Below are 18,922 nucleotides of genomic sequence, written 5' to 3'. Positions count from 1 at the left end.
GGCCCAGATCCACCGAGAGCACCTCGCGGGGTCTCGGACGAGACGCGCGTGCTCTGGGCGAGAGCGCTGTGCTCATGATCGCCGAGCGACCCGATGGCCCCGCAAGCGCGCGGAAAACAGGCCAGAAACACAGAGCCCCGCACTCGACGGACGCCGGCGAGGGGCCTGTAAATCGGAACGCCCAGACGGACTCGCTGGGCGTTCAAAAGCTCAAATAGGGCCTACCTTGCCGGACGCATGAGTGACCCGTTGGTTTACAGCTGCGGGCCGCAAGTGCCTGGAATCATGGGCGTCAAGGGACGCCGGATCGAGGCCGCCATCGGTCAGCGGCTCGTGTCCGCCGCCGTCGCCCCGGGAGGCTACGGCGAACCGGAGGACGTCACCCGCGCAGCGCACCGACCCACGCACGGATCGTGGCGCAGACGTCGTCGAGCGGGATGCGCGGCCCCCAGAACATCGGTGCGATCTTGGCGTACGCTCGCTCGACGCTCGCGCGCTTCTCCGGGTCGTCGAGCACCAGCGACGGGTCGTCGGCGCTCGGCAGCGCGGCGATCCCCTTCTCCGCGAGCATCTCCTCGGCCAGCGCGAGGGCGGAGGTCTCGATCGGGGGGAGCCGGTCGAGCGCCCGGATGACGCGGGCGGCGTCCTCGTAGTGGCGCACGAAGGCGTCGGCCTCTCTCACGTCGCGGTTGTAGCGACGTGAGAGCGCGTCGAGCTTCTCGAGCAGCGTGACGACGGGGTGAACGCAGCGCACCGCCCGCGGCCGGTTGTCGACGTAGTCGTCGCTCATCCCGAGGCGCGCGAGGTGGTCGTGCACGAAGGACGTCAGCGGCATCACGGCGAAGGGGACGACGCGCGCGCGGCCGACCTCGAAGCGGACGAAGGGGCTCATCGCGCTCGGCAAGCCCGTGGCGTGGGCGCCAGGGTAGTGGCCGATGTAGTCGGCGGCCCGGGCGTACTTGTCCTGCCGCTGCGCGTCGAGCTCCACCGACACGGCGGGGATCGCGAGCGCCGCGGGGAGCGCATCGTAGAACGCGCGGCGCTGGGCGGTCGGGCCTTTGTTGGTGCTCGCCCAGTTCGTGACCTCGGGCAGCGTCGCCACACCGCCGCGCTCGATCATCAGGTCGAGGTCCTCGGAGAAGCGCTCGATGATGCCGAAGCCCTTCGAGAGGCTGGTGCCGCCCTTGAACCAGATGGCGAGCTCGGTCTCGTGCAGGGCCCATAGGCTGTGGGTGATCCAGTAGTCCTTCTCGACGAGCGCGGCGGCGATGCCGGTCTCGGCCGAGACCTGGGTGAGCAACGCGACGAACTCGGGGTCGTCATGGACGAAGGTCATGCGGCGCTCGCTGCCGTCTCGTGGAGTGCGTCCTCGACCAGCGCAAGCGTCGCCTTGGTGCCGTAGGTCTCGGCCATCTCCCGCAGGCGCTCGCGATCCCAGCGGCCGAGCCGCAGCGTCGCCACGAGCCCCTCGCGCAGCTCGCTCAGGGCGACGCCTGCCATGTCGTGGTGCTGGAGCAGGTCGACCACGAACCACTCCGGGGTGGGGGCCTCGGGGAAGTACACGCGGCGCAGCAGGAAGCGCCGCCCGCCGAGGACGACCTCGCCGGTGCGCCGGGTGTTGTAGACCAGCGTCATCGCGAACATCGCCGTCGAGCCCAGGCCGAGGGCGTTCCAGCGCGGCGGGCCGGTGACGAGGAAGGGCTCGTCGCCCAGGAAGCCGCGGAGAAGCTCCTCGTCAGCGGCAGGTGCCGGCCCGAACTTCGTTGGGACAGGCGCGTAGTAGAGGCCGTGCGCCGCCTCGCGCAGCTTGCCCTCGTCCACGAGGCGCCGAGCGAGCCGCGTGGGGTTCGCGCTCCATCGGCGGAGGTCCCGGGTGCGGTACGCGCGGCCGGGCTCGAGCTGGGGTTGTGCGGCGGTGCTCATGACTACCTCTGGAAGAAATCCACCGTAGAAAACATACAGTTCCGGCCGCCGCACGGCAAGTGTGGGCGTCCCTTGCTGCTGAACCGCTTTCGGATTGCTACGCGAAGCGATACCTATTGCGCACGGTTCAGCGCCGACCGAGCTCCGTGAAGGGCGGGCCCACGAGGAGGCGCGCCAGGAGTAGGACGTTGAGCAGCCGGAGACCGCCACCGACGCGGGCACGCCCCGAGGCGGAGCCGACGAGCTTCGACGCCGCCGGCCGCCCCGTCCTCCGCTGCGCCATCTACACGCGTCAGTCGGTCGCGCGCGGCGAGCAGGACCTGACCTCGTGCGACGTGCAGCGCGAGCGCTGCGAGGACTACGTGCGGGCCATGCAGTACGAGGGCTGGGTCGCCCTCGACGAGCGTTTCGACGACCTCGGCGTGAGCGGCGGCAGCCTCAAGCGGCCCGCGCTGCGGCGCCTGCTCTCGTGGTGCGTGCAGGGGCGCGTCGACGTCGTGGTGGTCACGAGCCTCGACCGGCTCGCGCGCAAGATGTCGGACTGGGTGCGGCTGAGCGACTGGCTGAAGCAGGCGGGCGTCGAGCTGGTGATCTTGCAGGGCGCCGGCGGGGCGCGTGGGCCCCTGGCCGAGCTCGTCTACAACGTCACGGCGAGCCTCGCCGAGTTTGAGCGCGACCTCATCAGCGAGCGGCTGCGCGAGGCGAAGGGGCGTGCCCGTGCACGAGGACGTCGTGCTGCTGGACGCGTGCCGCTCGGCTACCAGGCGGACCCGAACACCCGGCAGCTTGTCGTCGACGAAGATGAGGCCGAGCTGGTGCGGACGTTCTTCGAGCGCTGCGCGGCGGGCGAGTCGGGTGCGGCCATCGCCACCTGGGCAAACCAGGCTGGTCACCACACGAAGGTTCACGGCGGCAAGGGCGGCGCGATGTGGACGGGGCGCTCGGTGCTGCAGGTGGTTCGCAACCCGATCTACCTCGGCCGTCGCGCTCACGGAGAGGGCACGGTCGACGGCGTGCACGAAGCGATCGTCGACGAGGACCTCGCCCGCCGCGCCTTCGCAGCGCTCGACGCTCGGCGCACGCGCGAGCCAACGGCGCGCTCGAAGGCGCCACAGTGGGACCAGGACCCATGGATGCTGCGAGGCCTGCTGCGCTGTACGGGCTGCGGGCGCGTGATGACGACGACGGCCTCGGCGGCGGTCACGATGGAGAACGCGGACGAGGTCCCCCGCTACTATCGCTGCCGAGGGGACGCCGCGCGCCCGGCTTGCACACCGCCGGTGCAGGTCGCCGCGCGCCACGTCGAGGCGCGCGTGCTTGCCGTGCTTCGGGAGGCCCACATCTCCTGGTTCCGCGACGACCGCTCGCGCGGGTTCCTCGATGCGCTCGCACCTGCATGGGCGGCGTGGCAGCGCGACGACGTCGGGGCCCGCAACGCGATGGTGCGCGGGCTCGTGTGGAGCGCCGAGTGGGATCGCGAGCTCGGGCTGACGAAGCTCGTGCTCGACGACATCACGGTGGACGCCTTCCTCGACGAGGACCCGGTGCTCGCCGAGCGTCTGCCGCCGCGCGCCGAGTGAAACGTCAGACGCTCGGTCTCCTCGCCGCCGCGTGCTCTTGGCAGAGCCGAACAGGGGAGGTGGATGCTATTCGCGCTCCGGGTGCTTGTGGCGAGTCGGCCGACGGAGACGCACACGACAACGCCGGAAAACGCAGGCGGGATGTCCCACTCGCCGCTGTAAACCGGGTGCTCTTTGGTGTTAAACGCCGGAAGGCGTCTCCAGGTGTCTGCGGGGCGACGGAGACCCGCTTTCGACCCCGAGAGAGAGTCTCATCGGCTTGGCGTGGCTCTGGCGCTCACGGATTGCGGGGCGTCGTCGCGCGCACGCGGAGACGGCAAACCCTCGGAAACAAGGGCACAAATGACAAGGCCCCCGCCGACGACGTCAGCGAGGGCCCTGTAAAGCGGAAGCCCCAGACGGACTCGTCTGGGGCTTCATGAGCTCCGGAAACTGGACTCGAACCAGTGACCAATCGATTAACAGTCGATCGCTCTACCTACTGAGCTATTCCGGAAAATGGGCCCGGAATGTGTCCCCATCGTCCCCGTGTGTCAAGCCATGTGGCCAACTTTTGCGGCACCTTTCTGACACCCCCGGCGAGCACCCCGGAACCACGTCGCGCCCAGCCGAATGCACAGTCCCCGCCCACACTTACAGGCGAGGCCCATTCGGCCTTCAGCCCTCCGCGCGCCTCCCGACACACCCGCGCCTAGGCCAGCTGGCGCAGCTCCTTGGGCACCCCGAACGCGCGCGCGGCGAGCCCGTGAAGGCCCTCGGCCAGCTCCACGGCTTGGGTCTTCTGGATGTTGTGGCCGCCCTCCGCGAAGCGCAGCTCTTCGGCGCCCAGTAGCTCGGTGAGCTGGGCGCCGACCTCGGGCTCCACCAGGGGGTCGTCGTCGGCGTAGGCCACGAGGGTGGGGAGGGGGCGCAGGCTGAGCTCTTGGGCGGCCTCGGCCAGGTGGGGGAAGCGCAGGGCGGCCACGCAGCGCAGGGACTGGACGCACTCGCTCACGGGGGTGCTCTTGGGGAAGCCGCTGCGCACGAAGCTGTCGTAGATGGGCTGGTGCAGGAGCTTCGAAAGCACGGGCACCTTCAGCAGCAGGCCGGCGGGGCGAGGGTCCGGCATGCGCTGATAGCCCTTGTGCGGGTGGGTGCCCACGCTGGCGAGCAGGCCCAGGCCCACCACGGCGCACTGCTCGCGCTCGCCGGTGCCGCTCTGCTCGCGGCTGCCGCGCGGGGCGTTGTTGTGACGGCGTTGCGCTTCGGCGGCCGCGGCCAGGGCCACGCCTCCACCCATGCTGTGCCCCACCAAGACCGCGCGGCCGATGCCCAGCGCGTCCAGCGTGTCCAGCACGAACGCGGCGCGGCTGCGCACGTCGTGCTTGCCCTCGGCCAGCTCGACCGCGGTGCCGCCCAGGCCCGGCATGTCCAGCCGCACCACGCGCAGCGGCGGCGCGCCCTCGTGCGCGCGCAGGGCGCTCTCCAGCCAGCGGTAGTCGCGCACGCTGCCGGGCAGCCCGTGAATCAGCACCAGCGCGTCGCCTGCGCGTGGGCTCTCGCCTTCATCCGTAAAACAAACGCTACCGCGCTCACGAGCGAGCGAGCGCGTCGCGGGATCATAGGGGGACTGGGGGGTCACTAAACGAGTGTTAGCAGAATCGGCCGCGTGCGCCCGCCCACATGCCCTCCATACTGGGTGCCCCATGGAGCTGTGCTTGCCTCACGCCGCGTTGCTGCCCCTCGGCAAGGCCCAAGCGTTCACGTGGGAGGGCGACGCGCGCGCGGGCGGCGGCTTCGTGCTGCACCACGCGTCGGGCTTCGTGGCCTTCCGCAACGCGTGCCCGCACTGGGGCGTGGACCTGGACATGGGCCTGGGCGGCTTCTACGACGCGGCCCTCGACCGCGTGTTCTGCCGCACGCACGGCGCGCTCTTCGTGCTGCCCAGCGGCCTGTGCGACCGCGGCCCGTGCGTGGGCGACGCGCTGGACGCGCTGCCCGTGCGTGTGGACGGGGAAGACCTGTGGGTGACCGTGCCCGACGCGCCTGTGTCAGCCCTCCGGTGAATGTCCTAGAATATAGGGGCACCCCGGATTGAACAGGCTGTCTCAGAACGGCCAGTTGTCCCGAATTAGGGGCACCCCGGACTAAAGTCCGGGGCAGCATCCTTCCGAGCGCCCGGCTACCGCCGGGCACTCGGAAAAGTCCTCCCCACAAGGGGGAGGACTGTCTTGCTCGGCGCCACCGCAAATCCAAGAACGCAGCCGTCCCGCCGAACACCCGACTGCAGTTCACGAGACGCAGTCCGCCTCCGCAGGGGGCGGACTTCGAGCTGGCGATCACCTGGATCGCTGCCCCGACTTTAGTCCGGGGTGCCCCTATTCACGGACACTCCAGACAGCCCTCATTAGCCCGGGTGCCCCAGTTCAGGGTATGTTCGAGACAGCTTCTTCAGTTCAGAGTGCCCCACTGCCGGACTGCAGCTGGCCTCGACACCCCCTGCATTCCCAGTGCTCCCATCAGCCAGCGCGCCATTCCGACGCCCCCGGTGTATCGTCCCGCGATGGCCACCCACAGCGCTCCTCCCGTCCGCCAGCTGGTGCTCTTCAAGCACGGCGTGGCCTACCTCGAACACGCCGGCCCCGTGGAGGGCGACTTCGAGCTGGCGTTCGACAAGGACGCCATGAACGACGTGCTCAAGTCGTTCGCGCTGTGGGTGCCCAAGGGGGACGCCACGGTGGGCGCCGTGGCCTTCGACTCGCCGGAGGACCCGCGCACGGCCCTCGCGGAGCGCGGGCTGGACTTCGACGCGGACAACATGCTGCGGGGGCTGCTCACGTTCATGCGCGGCCGCGCGGTGCGCCTGCACGGTAGCGCGTCGGGTGCGCCCCTGGCCGAGGGCGAGGTGCTGGGCCTGCAGGAGCCGCGTCGCGCCGCGCATGACGACAAGCGCACAGGCGAGGGCGACACGCTCACGCTGCGTGCCCCCGACGGCATGCTGCGCGTCATCCCGCTGGCCGACGTGCGCGGCGTGGAGCTGCTGGACGAAGCCGCGCGCGGTGAGCTGCAGGTGCTCATGGACAAGAGCCGCGCCGCCACCTCGCGCGCGCATCGCTCGGTGCGCGTGGACGTCAGCGGCCCCACCGAAGCCCTGCACGTGGCCTACACGGTGCCCGCGCCCATCTGGCGCGTGAGCTACCGCCTGGTGGCAGGACGCGCGGGGGAGCCCGGGCCCGACGGCGCGCCGGGTGAGACGGTCACGGTCATGGCCTGGGCCATCGTGCACAACCCGGTGGACCGCGACCTCGAGGGCGTGCAGCTGGTGCTCACCACGGGCCAGCCCGTGTCGTTCGTGATCGACCTCTACGTGCCGCGCCACGTCACGCGCGCCGTGGTGCAAGAAGAGGTGCGCGCCGGGGCCGCGCCGCGTCAGTTCGCGAAGGGCGCGCCCCCACCGCCTCCCCGCGCGGCCGCTCCAGCTGCGCCCGCCGCCATGGCCCCGCCCCAGGCGCAGTCGGCGTTCGGCGGCGCGGCGTTCCTGGCGGAGTCCCTGTCCGACAGCCCCGGCATCGGCGGCGGTGGCGCTCCTCCCGCGGCGGCCACCGGCGAGCAGCGCGGCGAGTTCTTCGAGTACCGCCTGAACACGCCCGTGAGCCTCACGCGCGGTGGCTCCGCCATGGTGCCCATCGCGCACGCCACGGTCCCCGCGCAGCGGCAGCGCATCTGGCGCTGGGGTGACCCACCCGCGCCGGACATCGTGCTGCACTTCAAGAACGACACGGGCGTGGTGCTCGAAGAGGGCGCGGCCGTCATCTACGACGAGAGCGGCTACGCGGGCGAGGCCATGGTGCCCTTCCGCGCGCGCGGCGGCGAGGTGCGCGTCAGCTTCGCCAAGGACCTGTCCATGCGCTGCACGGGGCAGCAGCAGCACCAGCTGCGCTTCCTGGACATCCGCACCAACGGCGACTTCGTGCTGGAGTCCCGCGAGCGCGTCATCGAGCACGCGCTGCACGTCGAGAACGACCACGCGCGCGAAGAGACGCTCTACGTGGAGCTGCCGCGCCAGCTGCACGACCGCCTGGACGTGCCCACAGGCGCCAAGGTGGAGGAGCTCCCCGGCGCCTTCCGCGTGGCGCTGCCCGTGCCCGCGAGCGGCGTGCGCCAGGCCAGCCTGTCGCTGCGGCGCACCGAGTACACCCACGTGGCCAGCAACAACATCGGCACCAACGAGCTGCAGCGTTGGATCGCAGAGCGCGCCCAGGGGGCCCGCGTGCCCGCCGAGCTGGAGGCCGTGCTGGCCCGCTTCCGCGCGGCCGACGAGCACGCGCGCGACGCCAAGGCCCGCGCCCTCTACGCGGACGAGCTGCGCCAGCGCCAAGAGGCGCAGACCAAGCAGCTGGCCGTGCTGCGCGACACCGGCGAGGAGGGCCAAGAGCGCCTGGCCGTGGTGCGCGAGCTGCGTCGCCTCGAGGCGCAGGCCACCGAGCTGGAGCAGGCCGGCGCCGAGCTCACCGCGCGCGCCAACCAAGAGCGCGCCCAGGCCCGCCGCGAGCTGCTGACGTTGCCAGGCATGGTCCCCGCCCAGCCGACGCCGCCGCGCTGGTGACCCCTCGAGTGGACCGCGACACGTCTGTCATGACCCCCACGGGTGATGTCGCGGTCCGTCGCATGTGCAGACCTCACCGTCCCGGAATGTGACAGTCGCGTGGCGCCCAACCCTCGTCATTTCACTTTTGAAATGCTGCCTCCAGTTGTGCAGTTTTGAAAGCCTGGCGGCGCCTCGGCGGTCCCACGCGACGAAATCCCCTGCGACTTCGTTTCACGAAGATTTCCTAATGATTTCGTGTCACCTGGTGCCGGAACCCGCGAGCCGAGCCCGTTTGGGGTCACCCGGACACCCCGGCAAGGACGTTGGATCGGTTTCTGCATTGTCTCAGAACCGTCACGCGGAGGTGAACATGGAAAACCAAAACACCTGGCATCCCCCCAAACCCCCCCAGCCCTGGTGGACTCATATATTTTTCCGGTGGCGTCTCTGACCCCCCAGAAACCCCCAAGGTAGAGCGTCTCGCTCCGCAGTGACCGTGCCCGACTGCTGGTACCCCCTCCAGCCCGCAGTCGGGCACAAGTGTTTTAAGCGCCTCGGCGCACTCACGGCCGGAGGTCGGTCGGGTCCAGCACCCCCGTCCGGGCCGTCCGCAGCAGGCGCTCGGTGATTCCGTCGCGCCCCATCACGAACAGCCACTCCGTGCCCAAGGCGGGCCCCTCGGTCACCTGCATCGCGGTCGGTGAGCCCACCCCCAGCGCGTCCACCTGGCCAGCGCGCGGGCCCAGCACCTCGCCCAGACGACGGAAGACGCGCAGCTCGTCGCTCACCAGCAGCTCCACCGCGCTGCGTGTCCCCGCGCGGCGCTCGTAGTGCACGCGATAGGTCCCGCCGCGCACGCTCAGGTGCGGGCCGCGGACGTCGTTCTGCGCAGCCGCGCCCGGCGCCACGCGCGTCAGGTCGCTCAGGTTGGTGGCGGGGCTACGGCTCATGTCGCGCAGGGTCGCGCCAGGCCCGCGCGCGCTCGTCCACAGCTCCAGCTGGCTGCCACCGTCCGGGCGCACGTGGCGCACCAACAACAGATAGCGTTCGTCGTGCAGGATGACGCTGGGGTCGTCCAACGCTTGCAGCTCGCCGGCGTCGGCCACGAGCAGCGTCTCCGGCAAGGACCCCAGCGCGCCCTCGGACCCGCGGCGCGCGCGGATCACGCTGCGCCCGTCGGGGAGGTGCGCGGTGTAGACCAGCGCGGTCTCGCCACCGTCGCGCAGCAACAAGGTGGGGGCCGAAAGCCGCGCCTCGCCCACCTCGGGGTTCACCACCACACGGTGCGCGCTGTCGAACAGCGCCGTGTCGCCGAACAGCTCGCCGCGGTACAGCGCGCCATCGTTCTCGACCACCACGAACGTGCGCCCCTCCTGCTGCACCACGGAGGCGCCGCGCGGTCGGAACGGGGACACGTCGCTCGGCGCCTGCAGCGTGACGAGCGTGCGCGCGCCGAACGTGCCGGGGGCCTCGCTCTGGTAGCGCTGTGTCTGGAGCGAGCGCACGCGGGCCCCCTGCAGCTCGCCGTTGTGGCCGTGCAGCACGACCTGGGCGTCGGCGGGGGGCGAGTAGCGCAGCGCGTCCGTCAGGAGCGTGTCGTCGCGCAGCACGCGCACCTCGCCGCTGGGCAGCAGCTCCAGCGTGAACGCGGCGTTCGCGTCCTCGAGCGGCCACGAAGCTCTCCGCTGGGTGCCGATCACGAGGGACACATCCGCGCGCGACGCGCTGTACAGCAGCCCCGCCACGGGGCGCACCACGCCGAGGGCCACCTCGTTGGGAGGCGCGACGGACACGGCCGCGCTCTCGACACAGGCACCGTCCGGGCAGCTGACCGGCGACGCGAACACCACGCGCAGCGAGAGGCGCTCGACGCGCAGATCGAGGGGCGTCCCCACGAGCACGCCGCCTTCGGTGACGCCGTCACCCCCTGGTCGCATGCCGCCAGCTTCCACGGTGGGCGTGGACGCGCCCAGCGGCACGAGGGGTTGCCCTGGTACACAGGAGAGCGCGCTGGCCCCCGAGGCGCAGGTCGAGAACGACAACGACGTGGGCAGCGCGCTGTCGCTGGCGGAAGAGGCGCAGTCACCGTTGGCCACGCAGCACGTGGCGAGCAGCGTGCATGGCGCGGTCGCGCAGCTGTGTCCGTCGTGCTCGTCGTAGCAGGCCGTCCAAGTGGGGGGGAACACGTCGTTCGCGGGGCCGAACACGCCGAGGGCCGCCTCCGCGAACGGCGCGAACCCGATTGGGTCGGCGGGGAAGAGCGTTGCGTGCTCCCCCGTCCCGATGTCGGGGGACGCCATGTCCGTGATGATGCCCATGTCCGTGGGCACGCCCATGTCCCCGGGTGGGCCCAGCTCGACGGACCCATCTGGATACTCCCCGCCGTCGGCGCCGCAGCCGAGCATCAGCGCCGTCCACAGGGCGCACGCGGCAGCACCGTGGGCCCGCGTCACGGCGCCCTCCACATCTGGGTCAGCGGCACCAGCTCGTCATGGGCCGACCCGTCCGGCGGGACCACCCGGCGCGCCACCAGGAAGCGCAGCTCATCAGAGTCGCCCGCGGTGGCGCTCACGGCCACGCCCGTGATGACGCACAGTCCCGCACAGCCGCCCAACACCGGCTCGTCCCCACGGAGGAGCGGGTTGGCCACGTAGGGGACCAGCGACGGCAGCGTGGTGAGGGGCGTAGGCGCAGGATCGCCCTCGTCGGCATCGGACGGGCTCGGCAGCTGACCCATGGCGAGCGCCAGCGTGGTGCGGCCCGTCAGGTCGCGCGCGATGAACCACAGCAGCAGCGACGTGCCTGCGGCCGTGTGGTGCACCATCGGCTCGGGGCCCGAGAGACCTCCTTCCGCGAGCGCCCCCACGTCGCTGGACGAGAGCACCACCAGCGCCTCCTCGGCGCGCGCCGAGTAGTCCGCGTTCAGCCGCGCGGCGCGCAGGTCGCTCAGCTGAGGGAAGCCGCGCACGCAGGTGAAGAACAGCCAGTAGCCGCTTCCGTCGCCGACGGGCACGAGCGCCGGGTCGCGCAGGTCCACACACTCGGTCGCGGTGAGGGCGGGCCGCACCTCGGTCCCGCCGAGGGGCGCGTTCGGGGACAGGGCCACGTCGTCCTGAATGCGAAGCTCGTGCCCACCGGTGGCGCTGCGCCTGGCGAAGGCCAACGTCATGCCACTCAATGCGTCGTCCGTGCCGAGCTTCACCAGCAGGAACGGCTCGCGCACGCTCGGACCTGCGCACGGACCCGGAGTGAGCAAGCACGAGGGAGGGTCGCTCCCCAGGCGCGGCGCGCTGCTCGTCGTCCAGTCGCCCAGCATCGACCCGAACGAGGCGGTATTCGCGTGCCCCACCGCGTAGCCGACGTCGGCCGCGGTCTCGAGCTCTGGGGGCTCGTTGGTTGCCTCGAAGAACAGGTCCCAACGCGGGCTCGTGTCTTGGGCGCTGTTGAACGAGCTTCCAAGCGTGGGTGCCCCCAGATAGGCGCCGCCGTAGCTGGCGGGCACACCCAGGCTCTCGGGCGTCAGTGTCGCGGTACCGTCGGGCTCGTCGTCGAACTGGCTCGGGTTGGCACAGCTGAGCATCCGCGTGGCGAGCGGGCCCAGGCGCCCGCCCTCGTCGCCCACCATCTCCACGCCCACGAACAGACCGCCCACCTCCTGGCAGCCCGTCGCCTGACGCTCGAGCGCGGACTGCAGGCCGATGTGCAGCTCGCGCAGTGTGTGCAGCGGCACGTGCTCGGGATCGCTCGCGAGGCTCACCTCGATGTCGCCGCGGAGCGAGGGCGCGCCCTGATACGTCGAGGGGGTCACGCTCAGCCGCACGCGGTAGCGCACGTCGGGTTCCAGCTCGACGCTCCCCAGCTCCTGCCCCGCCTGGGTGACGCGCAGCATGGCTTGGTTGAACACCGTCTCCCCACTTCCCGCCGAGACACGGGAGTCGCCATGCACGCGGATGGCCAGGTCTTCCAGCAAGGGCGACCCGAGCTCGGTGTCACCGACGGGCGAGAGCACGACGGCCGCATACTCGTTGCAGGGCTCGCCCCTGGGCCGACACACCCCTGTTTCTATGGTGCGCTTTACGGAGATGGCGTCGAACGTCACCTCCGCGCCCAGGGCGAGCGGCACGCAGCGGTGCCACAGCAGGGCATGGGGCACGTCGTCTGGCCAGCCCAGCAGGATGCCCTCGGACGTGTCCCGCGCGGGCGAGGCGGTGGGCATGGCGCTCGGCAGGTGCCGCCACCTGAAATCCAAGGCCCCCGGGCCCCAGCTCTCGCTGAACAGCGGCGCACCATCGGCGCAGCACGCTGGCTGGTCCGTGCAGTCCGAGTCGTCACAGTCGACTCGGCCGTCGCGGTCGTTGTCCATGCCGTCGGTGCATGCGCGCTTGCGCTCGCGCGAGGTCGTCCCCATGTCTGGCTCGCCCGCGTCGCAGGCGGCATCGCCACAGCAGAGCGGGGCACAGCAGCCACCGTCGCCGCAGCCCGGGGCGTCGGGGCCCGCGTCGTACCAGCCGCGTGGCGGCTCGGGCCAGCAGCCCGCTTGCAGCAGCGCGCACGTGAGCAGGGCCGCCCAGCGGCCGATGGATGGCCGACGCGCGCTCACCACAGCACCCCCGACACGCCCAGCGACAGCCCGCCGAGCTCGCCGCGTACGTCCAGCTGCAGCTGTGCGCGACGCACCCGGCGCGCCCGCAGGCTGAGCCCCAGCGCGAGGCCTCCGCCCAGCACGCCCAGCACGGTGAGCGTCTGGCTGGCGCGGTTGCTGCGCGCGATGCGCCGGTCCAGCACCATGGCTCGTTCCAAGCGCTGCTCGAACGGGCGCGGGTCGTTCTCGTCCCCGAGCACCTCGTGGGCCCGGACGAGCCGGCCGGCGCGCAGGCGCAGCGCGAGGGCGCCGAGCCCGACGAGCGAGGCCCCGCTCCACGCCGCGATGCGCAGGCCGCGGCTGGGGCCGGTGTGTGGCTCCTCGCCCGTCGTGTCCGTGGTCGATCGCTGGCGGGAGGCCCCCACGGCGGCGTCCGCGCCCGAGTGGGCCGGGTCCGCGTGTTCCGTGTCCCCGTGCTGCGGGTCCACGTGTTCCGCGTGCCCGTGCTCCGAGTCTGCGTCTGCCGGGTCCGCGCGGGGTGGGCCCGCGTCAGGCGCTCCGGTCTCGCGGGGCGCTCCAGTCGCATCAGGCGGTCCCCCCGGCGTGCCCTCCACCCGCGCGCCCTCCCCGTCCGCTGCCTGCCCCGGCCGAGGCACCAGCTGCGCTTCCACCGTGCGTTCGTCACCCGGGCTGACCGCCACCCCCACGATGCCGTCCTCGTACCCCTCGGCGCGCAACAGCAGCACGTGCTCTCCCGGCGCGAGCGGCAGCGTGAGGGGCGTGCGTCCAGCGGCACCGAGGTCGGGCCTGTCCACGCGCACCTCGGCGCCCGGCGGAGTGGACTGCACCGTCACCAACGCCAGCCGCTCCAGCAGGGTGCCGCGCTGAGCCGCTCCCGCAGCCCGCTCGTCGTCCGTCAGGCCCGGCTGTGTCAGGTACTCGCCAAAGTAGGCGTAGGCCTCGGCCGGCCGCCCCAGCGCGGCCAGCGTCACCCCCGCGTTGAACAGCGCGTTCTTGCTGCGCACGATGGCCAGGCTCGCCACGTAGGCTCCCAGCGCTTCCTCCAAGAGCTCTCGTCGCCGCGCTCCCTGCGCGCGCTGGCTGCGCTCGAAGGCCCGGTTGCCCTGCACGAAGAACGCGCGGGCCTCGGCGTTGTCGGTGGTCTGCGCGTGGGCCTCGGCGGGTTGGCCCGTCCCCGCGCCGCACGTCAGCGCCAGCGCCAAGACCACGAGCCGTGTGACCGCGAGCGCCACCGCGGGCGCACCGCTGCGCGTCCCACGCCGAGACCCCCGTGTGGCGGCCGACGAGCAGCCGCACGCAGCACGAAGACGCACGCGCGCCTGCACCGGGCTCGGGGGAGGGGGAGAAGCGAAGGTCACGGTAAGCAACGTCGGACACGCAGCGACCAGGGGCAGTCCCGTGCGCCGACCATGCCCACAGTGAACCATTTTCGCTCCGCGCTTGCACGCATCACGCGCGCGCGGGGCTAACCGAGCTCCGGGCGCGAACTCCGAACTCTCCCGCGGCCACCGCTCCGGTGACCGGCGCGTCCCTTCACCCCGCGTCGGCCGGGAGCGGGCCCCGGGCGCGGTAGATGCGCTCCAGCGTCTTGGCGCCCCACACGAACACGAAGGCCGGCATGAACACCCAGAAGCTGTTCGACAGCACGAACTTCACCCACAGGTTGATGGGGTTCGCGGCGTCCACGTTGGGCAGCCCGTTGGCCAGCTCGCTCACGTAGTACAGCACCGTCGGGTAGCTGTGCAGCGGCGCGGCGAACATGAAGTACAGCACGGGCAGCGGGTTGGTCTTCTCGGACTTGAACCACGCGTAGAGCGCGATGGCGCTGAGGATGCCGTTGGTGTCCGCCCAGCCCTCGATGAAGAACACCAGCCAGTTGGGGTTGATGTAGCGCAGGTCCCCGCCGTCGATGTAGGCCCACCAGGTGTAGGCCCACAGCTCCTCGCGCGCGCCGGCGATGCGCTCGTGCAGGAAGGCCCAGGGGATCTCCCAGGTCAGCGCCACGCCCACGAAGACGATGATCCAGATGTAGACCATGCGCTCGAGGCGCCGGTAGCGGGACTCGCCGCGCAGCGCCGCGAAGGGCAGGTGCGGCGCCACCATGAGGCCCGCCATGCTGAACACGAAGATGCAGGCCAGCACCGCGGCGGTGTCGGCTCGGTCGGCGCCGGCCCCGAAGACGGCCCACGACGCGATGGGGAAGCTGAGCGTCAGCGTGGCCGTGAAGAACGCGAGGGTGCGCGTGTAGCCGTCGCGGAGGAAGCCCGGCTGAGCGGCGGAGGTGGCGGCGAGGGTCTGTTCCATGGACTCGCAGCATGGCCCACGCGCAACGGGGGACCACGGCCGAAGCGGCCAGAAGGTCATGCCGTAGCGGCCTCTAGCGCCTATCCGCGGCCCCGGCGCTGCTCCAGGAAGGCCGAGGGCGTCTGCCCCGTCCAGCGACGGAACGCGCGCCCGAACGCCCCGGCGTTGCCGTAGCCCAGCTCCTCGGCGATGGCGTCCAGGTTGACCTTGCCGCGCTCCATCAGCTCGATGGCGCGCTCGCGGCGCGCGTCGTCCACCAGGGCGCGCACGCTGCTGTCCTGCTCGGCCAGCTGTCGCCGCAGGCTGCGCTCGCTCAGCTTCATGGCCTTGGCCAGGCGGGCGCCGAGCGCGTCGTCCCCTCGCAGGTTGGCGCGCAGCCAGTGCCGCGCCCGGTCGCGTAGCGTGAAGGCCGCCGTGTTCTCGGCCAGCTGCGCCTGCGCGCGGTGCGCCAGCAGCTGCCCCAGCCCCGGGTCCGCCGAGGCGACGGGCAGGTCCACGTTGGGCAGCTCGAAGCGGAAGCCCACCTCGGCCGCGCCCAGGTGCACGGGCGCGCCGAAGAACTCCTCCAGGCTGCTCCCGTGCCGTGGGAAGCGGTGCGTGAACGTCACCGCCCGCGCGGGTGGCGAGGCGGGGGCCACCAAGCGCGTGAAGCGCCACAGGCACAGCAGGAAGTACTCGGCCAGCTCCGGCGGGTAGAAGGGCTCGTCGTGCCGCCGGAAGTCCGCGAAGCCGCTCTGCCCGTCGTGCGCCAGGTGCACCGCGAGGCCGTCCACCAGCGAGCTCCCGAAGGGCATCGCGTAGCGCGCGCCCTCCCGCAGCGTGGGCTGCGAGCCCACCAGGTACAGCTCGAGGGGCAGGCTGCGCGCGTCGAGGCGCTCCGTGGCGCGCAGCGGGAAGCTCGGGTCCTTGGTCTCCTCCACGCAGAACAGGCGCACGTCGGCCCACATCTCGTACGCGATGCGCCCGTCGATGCGCGCCGTAAGCTCGAGGTCCACGCCCAGGCGCTTCTCCAGCACGCGCAGGTCGCGCCCGCCCGCCTCCCACTCGCGCAGCAGCGGCTGGATCAAGCGGGCGGAGATGGAGCTCGGCGCAGACGACGGCACGCGCCGCAGTGTACTTCAGTCACGCGCCGGAGCGGACGCCGCGAAGAGCCCCTCGGCGGGCAGCAACGCGCCGATGAACGCGCGCAGCGGGGCGCCCTGTCGTGGCGGGTAGGGCAGCATCGCGAGCGAGAGCACCATGCGCACCAGCCACTCGCCCAGCGCGGCCACGTTGGTGTCCTCGGCCAGCCCCGCGCACCCGTCGGCCGGGGTCAGCAGCGCGCGCAGGGCCTCGAGCGCGTGGGGCAGGAGGCGCGTGCTGCGCGCCGGGATCAGCGCCGCGATGGCGAGCGCGTCGGGCGCGAAGAAGGCGGCCATGGGGGGCCGCGTGGCGATGCCCTCCACCGCGAACGCCACGGCCTCGATGACCCGCGCGCGCACGCTGCGCTTGCGCCCCGCCACCACCAGCAGCTCGGCCAGGAAGCGGTCCATCTCGCGCTCGGCATAGGCCACGAACACGTCCTCGCGCGTTCCGAAGTAGCGGTAGAGCGTGGCGCGCCCGAGCCCCGCTTCGTCTGCGATGTGCCCCACGCGCGCCTTCACGACCCCCTGCGCCACGATGACGCGCCCGGCGGCGTCCAAGATGCGCTCCACCGGGCTCGCGTCACTGTCCTGGCTCATGGCGCGGGAAGATACACCAGCGCGCCCACCGACGACTCCTGCCCCGCGTGCACGTCGTAGCCCCAGATGCCCGTGCCCGTGCCGGCCTCGGAGCTGAGTCCGTCGGTCCACGGGATGTAGTCGCCGAACACGATGCCGCGCCCCGTGCTCAGGTCGAAGAAGCCCACGTCCTGCACCTGCCCCAAGCCCGACGACGAGATGGCGCTGCTGCCGTTGCCCTGGATGCCGCTGCCCCGCACGAACAGCATGCTCTCGCCCACCGCCAGCTGCGGTCCCGTGAACACCACGGGGGGGATCGGCAGCGTCGTGCCGTGGTCGCGGATGAAGCGCTTCAAGAACCAGTAGTCGAGGTCGATGCCGTGGTCGGGCGTGCCGTTGCCGTCGATGTCGAGCGTGGTGCTGGCCACGGCCAGCGACGCGCCGGTGAGGTCGAGGATGGCCACCAGGTTGGTGTCGGACGCCTCGGTGGCCTGACCGTAGGGGAGCCGAAAGGTGGTGGCCGTGTTGACCGCCTTGCACTGCGGCAGGGCGTAGAGGCGCGTCTGGTCGGGGCTGGGCACCAGCTCGGCGAAGAGCTGCCCGAAGCCCGTGAGCGGCAGGTCCGTGGGCGCGTTCGCCAGGTTCGCGGGGTCGAACACGGCCACACCCGTGTCGTGCCCGACCAGCAGGCGCGACGCCCCGTTGAGCGAGACGACGGCCGCGCCCGAGGGCCAGTTCACCTGCGCACCGCACGGCTCGTCGGAGGTGAGCGCCGTGACCGTGGCCGTGCTGCCCGTCACGTGGCCCATCGCGTCGCGCGTGAGCTCGAAGATGCGGTCGAAGCCCACGCCGTTGTCGTCCGAGTCCTTCGACCAGCTCATGTCCACCGCGAACAGGTGGTCCGTGCCGTCCAGCGCGATGGCGCGCAGGGCCAGGTCGGTGTCGGTCAGCGGCGTGCTGTACCCGCCGTTGGTCAGGTCCACGTCGTAGAACGGGAAGGGGTACGAGGTGGTGGTCGAGCCCGCGCCCGAGAACTGCAGCAGGTACAGGTGGTCGACCCCGCCCAGGCTGCCGAACACGCCGCGGCAGGGGCGCGGGTAGGTCTGGGGGTCGCTCGCGTTGCTGGGCGGCATGACCACCACGGGCACGTCCGAGCTCTGCTGCCCCGTGCTGCCCGACAGGCGGAAGACGTTGGCGCCCGCGTCGTCGATGCCGACGGCGAACAGGTCGCTGCCGCCGCGGATGAGCCCGCACACGTCGCCCTCGAAGTCGGCGCCGTCCTTCTGCAGCGTGTACGAGGCCGGGCTCAGCGCGCCGGGCGTGGCGCTCGCGTCGCTCAGGTCCACCAGGCCAATCAGGTTGCGGTAGGTGTCCGCCGCGTTCGAGATCGCCATCACCAGCGTGCCGTCGTCGGCCGGGGCGGGCGCCGCGAGCGGACCGCGGTCGAACTGCAGGTGCCCCAGGTAGAAGGTGTCGCTCAGGCTCAGCTGCGCGTCGCGCGCCGGCACGTTGAGGGCGACCGTGGCGGGCGCGGGCTGCACGGTGGTTCCGTCGACGTTCTGGCCCACCGTGAACCCCGCGATGGAGAGCACGTCGAAGTCGGCCGGGCAGTCCGCCGTGGACGAGCACGTGCCGAGACCAGCGCGCGCGCTGAACTCCGTGTCGCCGATGATCTGCACGAACGACGCGCCGAGCGGCGCCTGCGTGATGGTGAAGGGCTTGGCGAAGCCGTTGCCGGATGTGTCGGCGCTGGCGAGGACGTAGCGGCCGTTCGTATCGGCCCCTTCGATGACCAACGGCACCACCGCGATGGGCGAGGCGCAGGCCGCGTCGCTGCAGAAGCGCGCGAAGAGCTCGACGCGCCCGAGGTCGGACCCGGCGGAGATCTCCGCGCGGAACAGCGGGAGGATCTGGCCCGGGTAGCCATTGGCGAGCAGCACCTCGCCCTGGATGTCGACCGGCACGAGCGTGCCCGGGCCCCCTTGGTCGCCGCCCATGCCCTGGTCGACCGGGTTGTCCAGCGTGGCGGTACAGCCGCCCACGGAGAGGGCGCACAACAACGCACCGAGCCTATGGTTCCACCCACTCATCGCATGACCTCCACGTGGTGCCGGCCTCGTCCATGGGCCGGCTCGCTCGAAGATACGCGAAGGGTGAGGGGATCTCTCCTTCATTCTTCCGTGCTGAGCGGACTACATGACCCGACCTGTGCGGGCGCAGGCCCACGGCCGCGCAAGAGCAGCGG

The 18,922-nt window shown here is 71.7% G+C and carries 13 protein-coding genes and 1 tRNA gene; 3 read left to right on the top strand and 11 right to left on the bottom strand.

The genetic code is table 11. The features are described 5' to 3' along the window. Positions 1-379: 379 nt before the first annotated feature. Both H6726_29005 and H6726_29000 read right to left on the bottom strand, forming a co-directional pair. Positions 380-1,336 carry a nucleotidyl transferase AbiEii/AbiGii toxin family protein gene (locus tag H6726_29005; GenBank protein MCB9661719.1) on the bottom strand — a complete coding sequence of 319 codons (957 nt, stop codon included), beginning with the start codon at positions 1,334-1,336 and terminating at the stop codon, positions 380-382. Next, complete coding sequence (locus H6726_29000; protein MCB9661718.1) at positions 1,333-1,923, bottom strand: hypothetical protein; 591 nt, start codon at positions 1,921-1,923, stop codon at positions 1,333-1,335. Before H6726_29000 ends, H6726_29005 begins: the two co-directional genes overlap by 4 nt. A gap of 146 nt (positions 1,924-2,069) precedes the next feature. Between H6726_29000 and H6726_28995 the strand changes: the two genes are divergently transcribed. Continuing rightward, a complete protein-coding gene (locus H6726_28995; GenBank protein MCB9661717.1) occupies positions 2,070-3,503 on the top strand; it encodes a recombinase family protein in 1,434 nt (477 codons plus the stop codon). A 423-nt stretch (positions 3,504-3,926) separates the two neighbouring features. Here the strand turns inward: H6726_28995 and H6726_28990 are convergent. Continuing rightward, a tRNA-Asn gene (locus H6726_28990) sits at positions 3,927-3,999 on the bottom strand. A 195-nt stretch (positions 4,000-4,194) separates the two neighbouring features. Then, positions 4,195-5,124, bottom strand: a complete 930-nt coding sequence (locus H6726_28985) for an alpha/beta hydrolase (GenBank protein MCB9661716.1) — start codon at positions 5,122-5,124, stop codon at positions 4,195-4,197. 64 nt (positions 5,125-5,188) lie between these two features. Between H6726_28985 and H6726_28980 the strand changes: the two genes are divergently transcribed. Together H6726_28980 and H6726_28975 are read left to right on the top strand one after the other, a co-directional pair. After that, the gene (locus H6726_28980) at positions 5,189-5,548 is read left to right on the top strand and encodes a Rieske 2Fe-2S domain-containing protein (protein ID MCB9661715.1); all 360 of its coding nucleotides are present in this window, start codon (positions 5,189-5,191) and stop codon (positions 5,546-5,548) included. Positions 5,549-6,045: 497 nt separating this feature from the next. Beyond that, positions 6,046-8,088 (top strand): hypothetical protein, encoded by a 2,043-nt coding sequence (locus tag H6726_28975; GenBank protein ID MCB9661714.1) that lies wholly within the window; start codon positions 6,046-6,048, stop codon positions 8,086-8,088. Between the two features lie 545 nt (positions 8,089-8,633). Here H6726_28975 and H6726_28970 read toward each other — a convergent pair. From H6726_28970 to H6726_28940, 7 genes are all read right to left on the bottom strand, one after another. Further along, positions 8,634-10,523, bottom strand: coding sequence for a hypothetical protein (locus H6726_28970; GenBank protein MCB9661713.1), 1,890 nt, complete (start codon positions 10,521-10,523; stop codon positions 8,634-8,636). Then, positions 10,520-12,670, bottom strand: coding sequence for a hypothetical protein (locus H6726_28965; protein MCB9661712.1), 2,151 nt, complete (start codon positions 12,668-12,670; stop codon positions 10,520-10,522). Before H6726_28965 ends, H6726_28970 begins: the two co-directional genes overlap by 4 nt. Next, the gene (locus tag H6726_28960) at positions 12,667-14,031 is read right to left on the bottom strand and encodes a PEGA domain-containing protein (protein ID MCB9661711.1); all 1,365 of its coding nucleotides are present in this window, start codon (positions 14,029-14,031) and stop codon (positions 12,667-12,669) included. Before H6726_28960 ends, H6726_28965 begins: the two co-directional genes overlap by 4 nt. Positions 14,032-14,206: 175 nt before the next feature. Further along, the gene (locus tag H6726_28955; GenBank protein ID MCB9661710.1) at positions 14,207-14,977 is read right to left on the bottom strand and encodes a hypothetical protein; all 771 of its coding nucleotides are present in this window, start codon (positions 14,975-14,977) and stop codon (positions 14,207-14,209) included. A gap of 80 nt (positions 14,978-15,057) precedes the next feature. Beyond that, positions 15,058-16,080 (bottom strand): AraC family transcriptional regulator ligand-binding domain-containing protein, encoded by a 1,023-nt coding sequence (locus tag H6726_28950; protein ID MCB9661709.1) that lies wholly within the window; start codon positions 16,078-16,080, stop codon positions 15,058-15,060. Between the two features lie 15 nt (positions 16,081-16,095). Continuing rightward, complete coding sequence (locus tag H6726_28945) at positions 16,096-16,698, bottom strand: TetR/AcrR family transcriptional regulator (protein ID MCB9661708.1); 603 nt, start codon at positions 16,696-16,698, stop codon at positions 16,096-16,098. Then, a complete protein-coding gene (locus tag H6726_28940) occupies positions 16,695-18,767 on the bottom strand; it encodes a hypothetical protein (protein ID MCB9661707.1) in 2,073 nt (690 codons plus the stop codon). The genes H6726_28945 and H6726_28940 overlap by 4 nt, the downstream gene beginning before the upstream one ends. Between the last annotated feature and the right edge of the window lie 155 nt (positions 18,768-18,922).

It is taken from the genome of Sandaracinaceae bacterium (assembly GCA_020633055.1).
In the GTDB taxonomy this organism is placed as follows: domain Bacteria; phylum Myxococcota_A; class Polyangia; order Polyangiales; family Houyiibacteriaceae; genus JADJJE01.
This window is presented reverse-complemented; position numbering and strand designations above follow the sequence as displayed.

Bases quoted from the DNA above. Each gene is read 5' to 3' on its own strand.
- H6726_28975 (MCB9661714.1), top strand. From the start codon at position 6,046: ATGGCCACCCACAGCGCTCCTCCCGTCCGCCAGCTGGTGCTCTTCAAG.
- H6726_28980 (MCB9661715.1), top strand. From the start codon at position 5,189: ATGGAGCTGTGCTTGCCTCACGCCGCGTTGCTGCCCCTCGGCAAGGCC.
- H6726_28945 (MCB9661708.1), bottom strand. From the start codon at position 16,698: ATGAGCCAGGACAGTGACGCGAGCCCGGTGGAGCGCATCTTGGACGCC.
- H6726_29005 (MCB9661719.1), bottom strand. From the start codon at position 1,336: ATGACCTTCGTCCATGACGACCCCGAGTTCGTCGCGTTGCTCACCCAG.
- H6726_28955 (MCB9661710.1), bottom strand. From the start codon at position 14,977: ATGGAACAGACCCTCGCCGCCACCTCCGCCGCTCAGCCGGGCTTCCTC.
- H6726_29000 (MCB9661718.1), bottom strand. From the start codon at position 1,923: ATGAGCACCGCCGCACAACCCCAGCTCGAGCCCGGCCGCGCGTACCGC.
- H6726_28940 (MCB9661707.1), bottom strand. From the start codon at position 18,767: ATGAGTGGGTGGAACCATAGGCTCGGTGCGTTGTTGTGCGCCCTCTCC.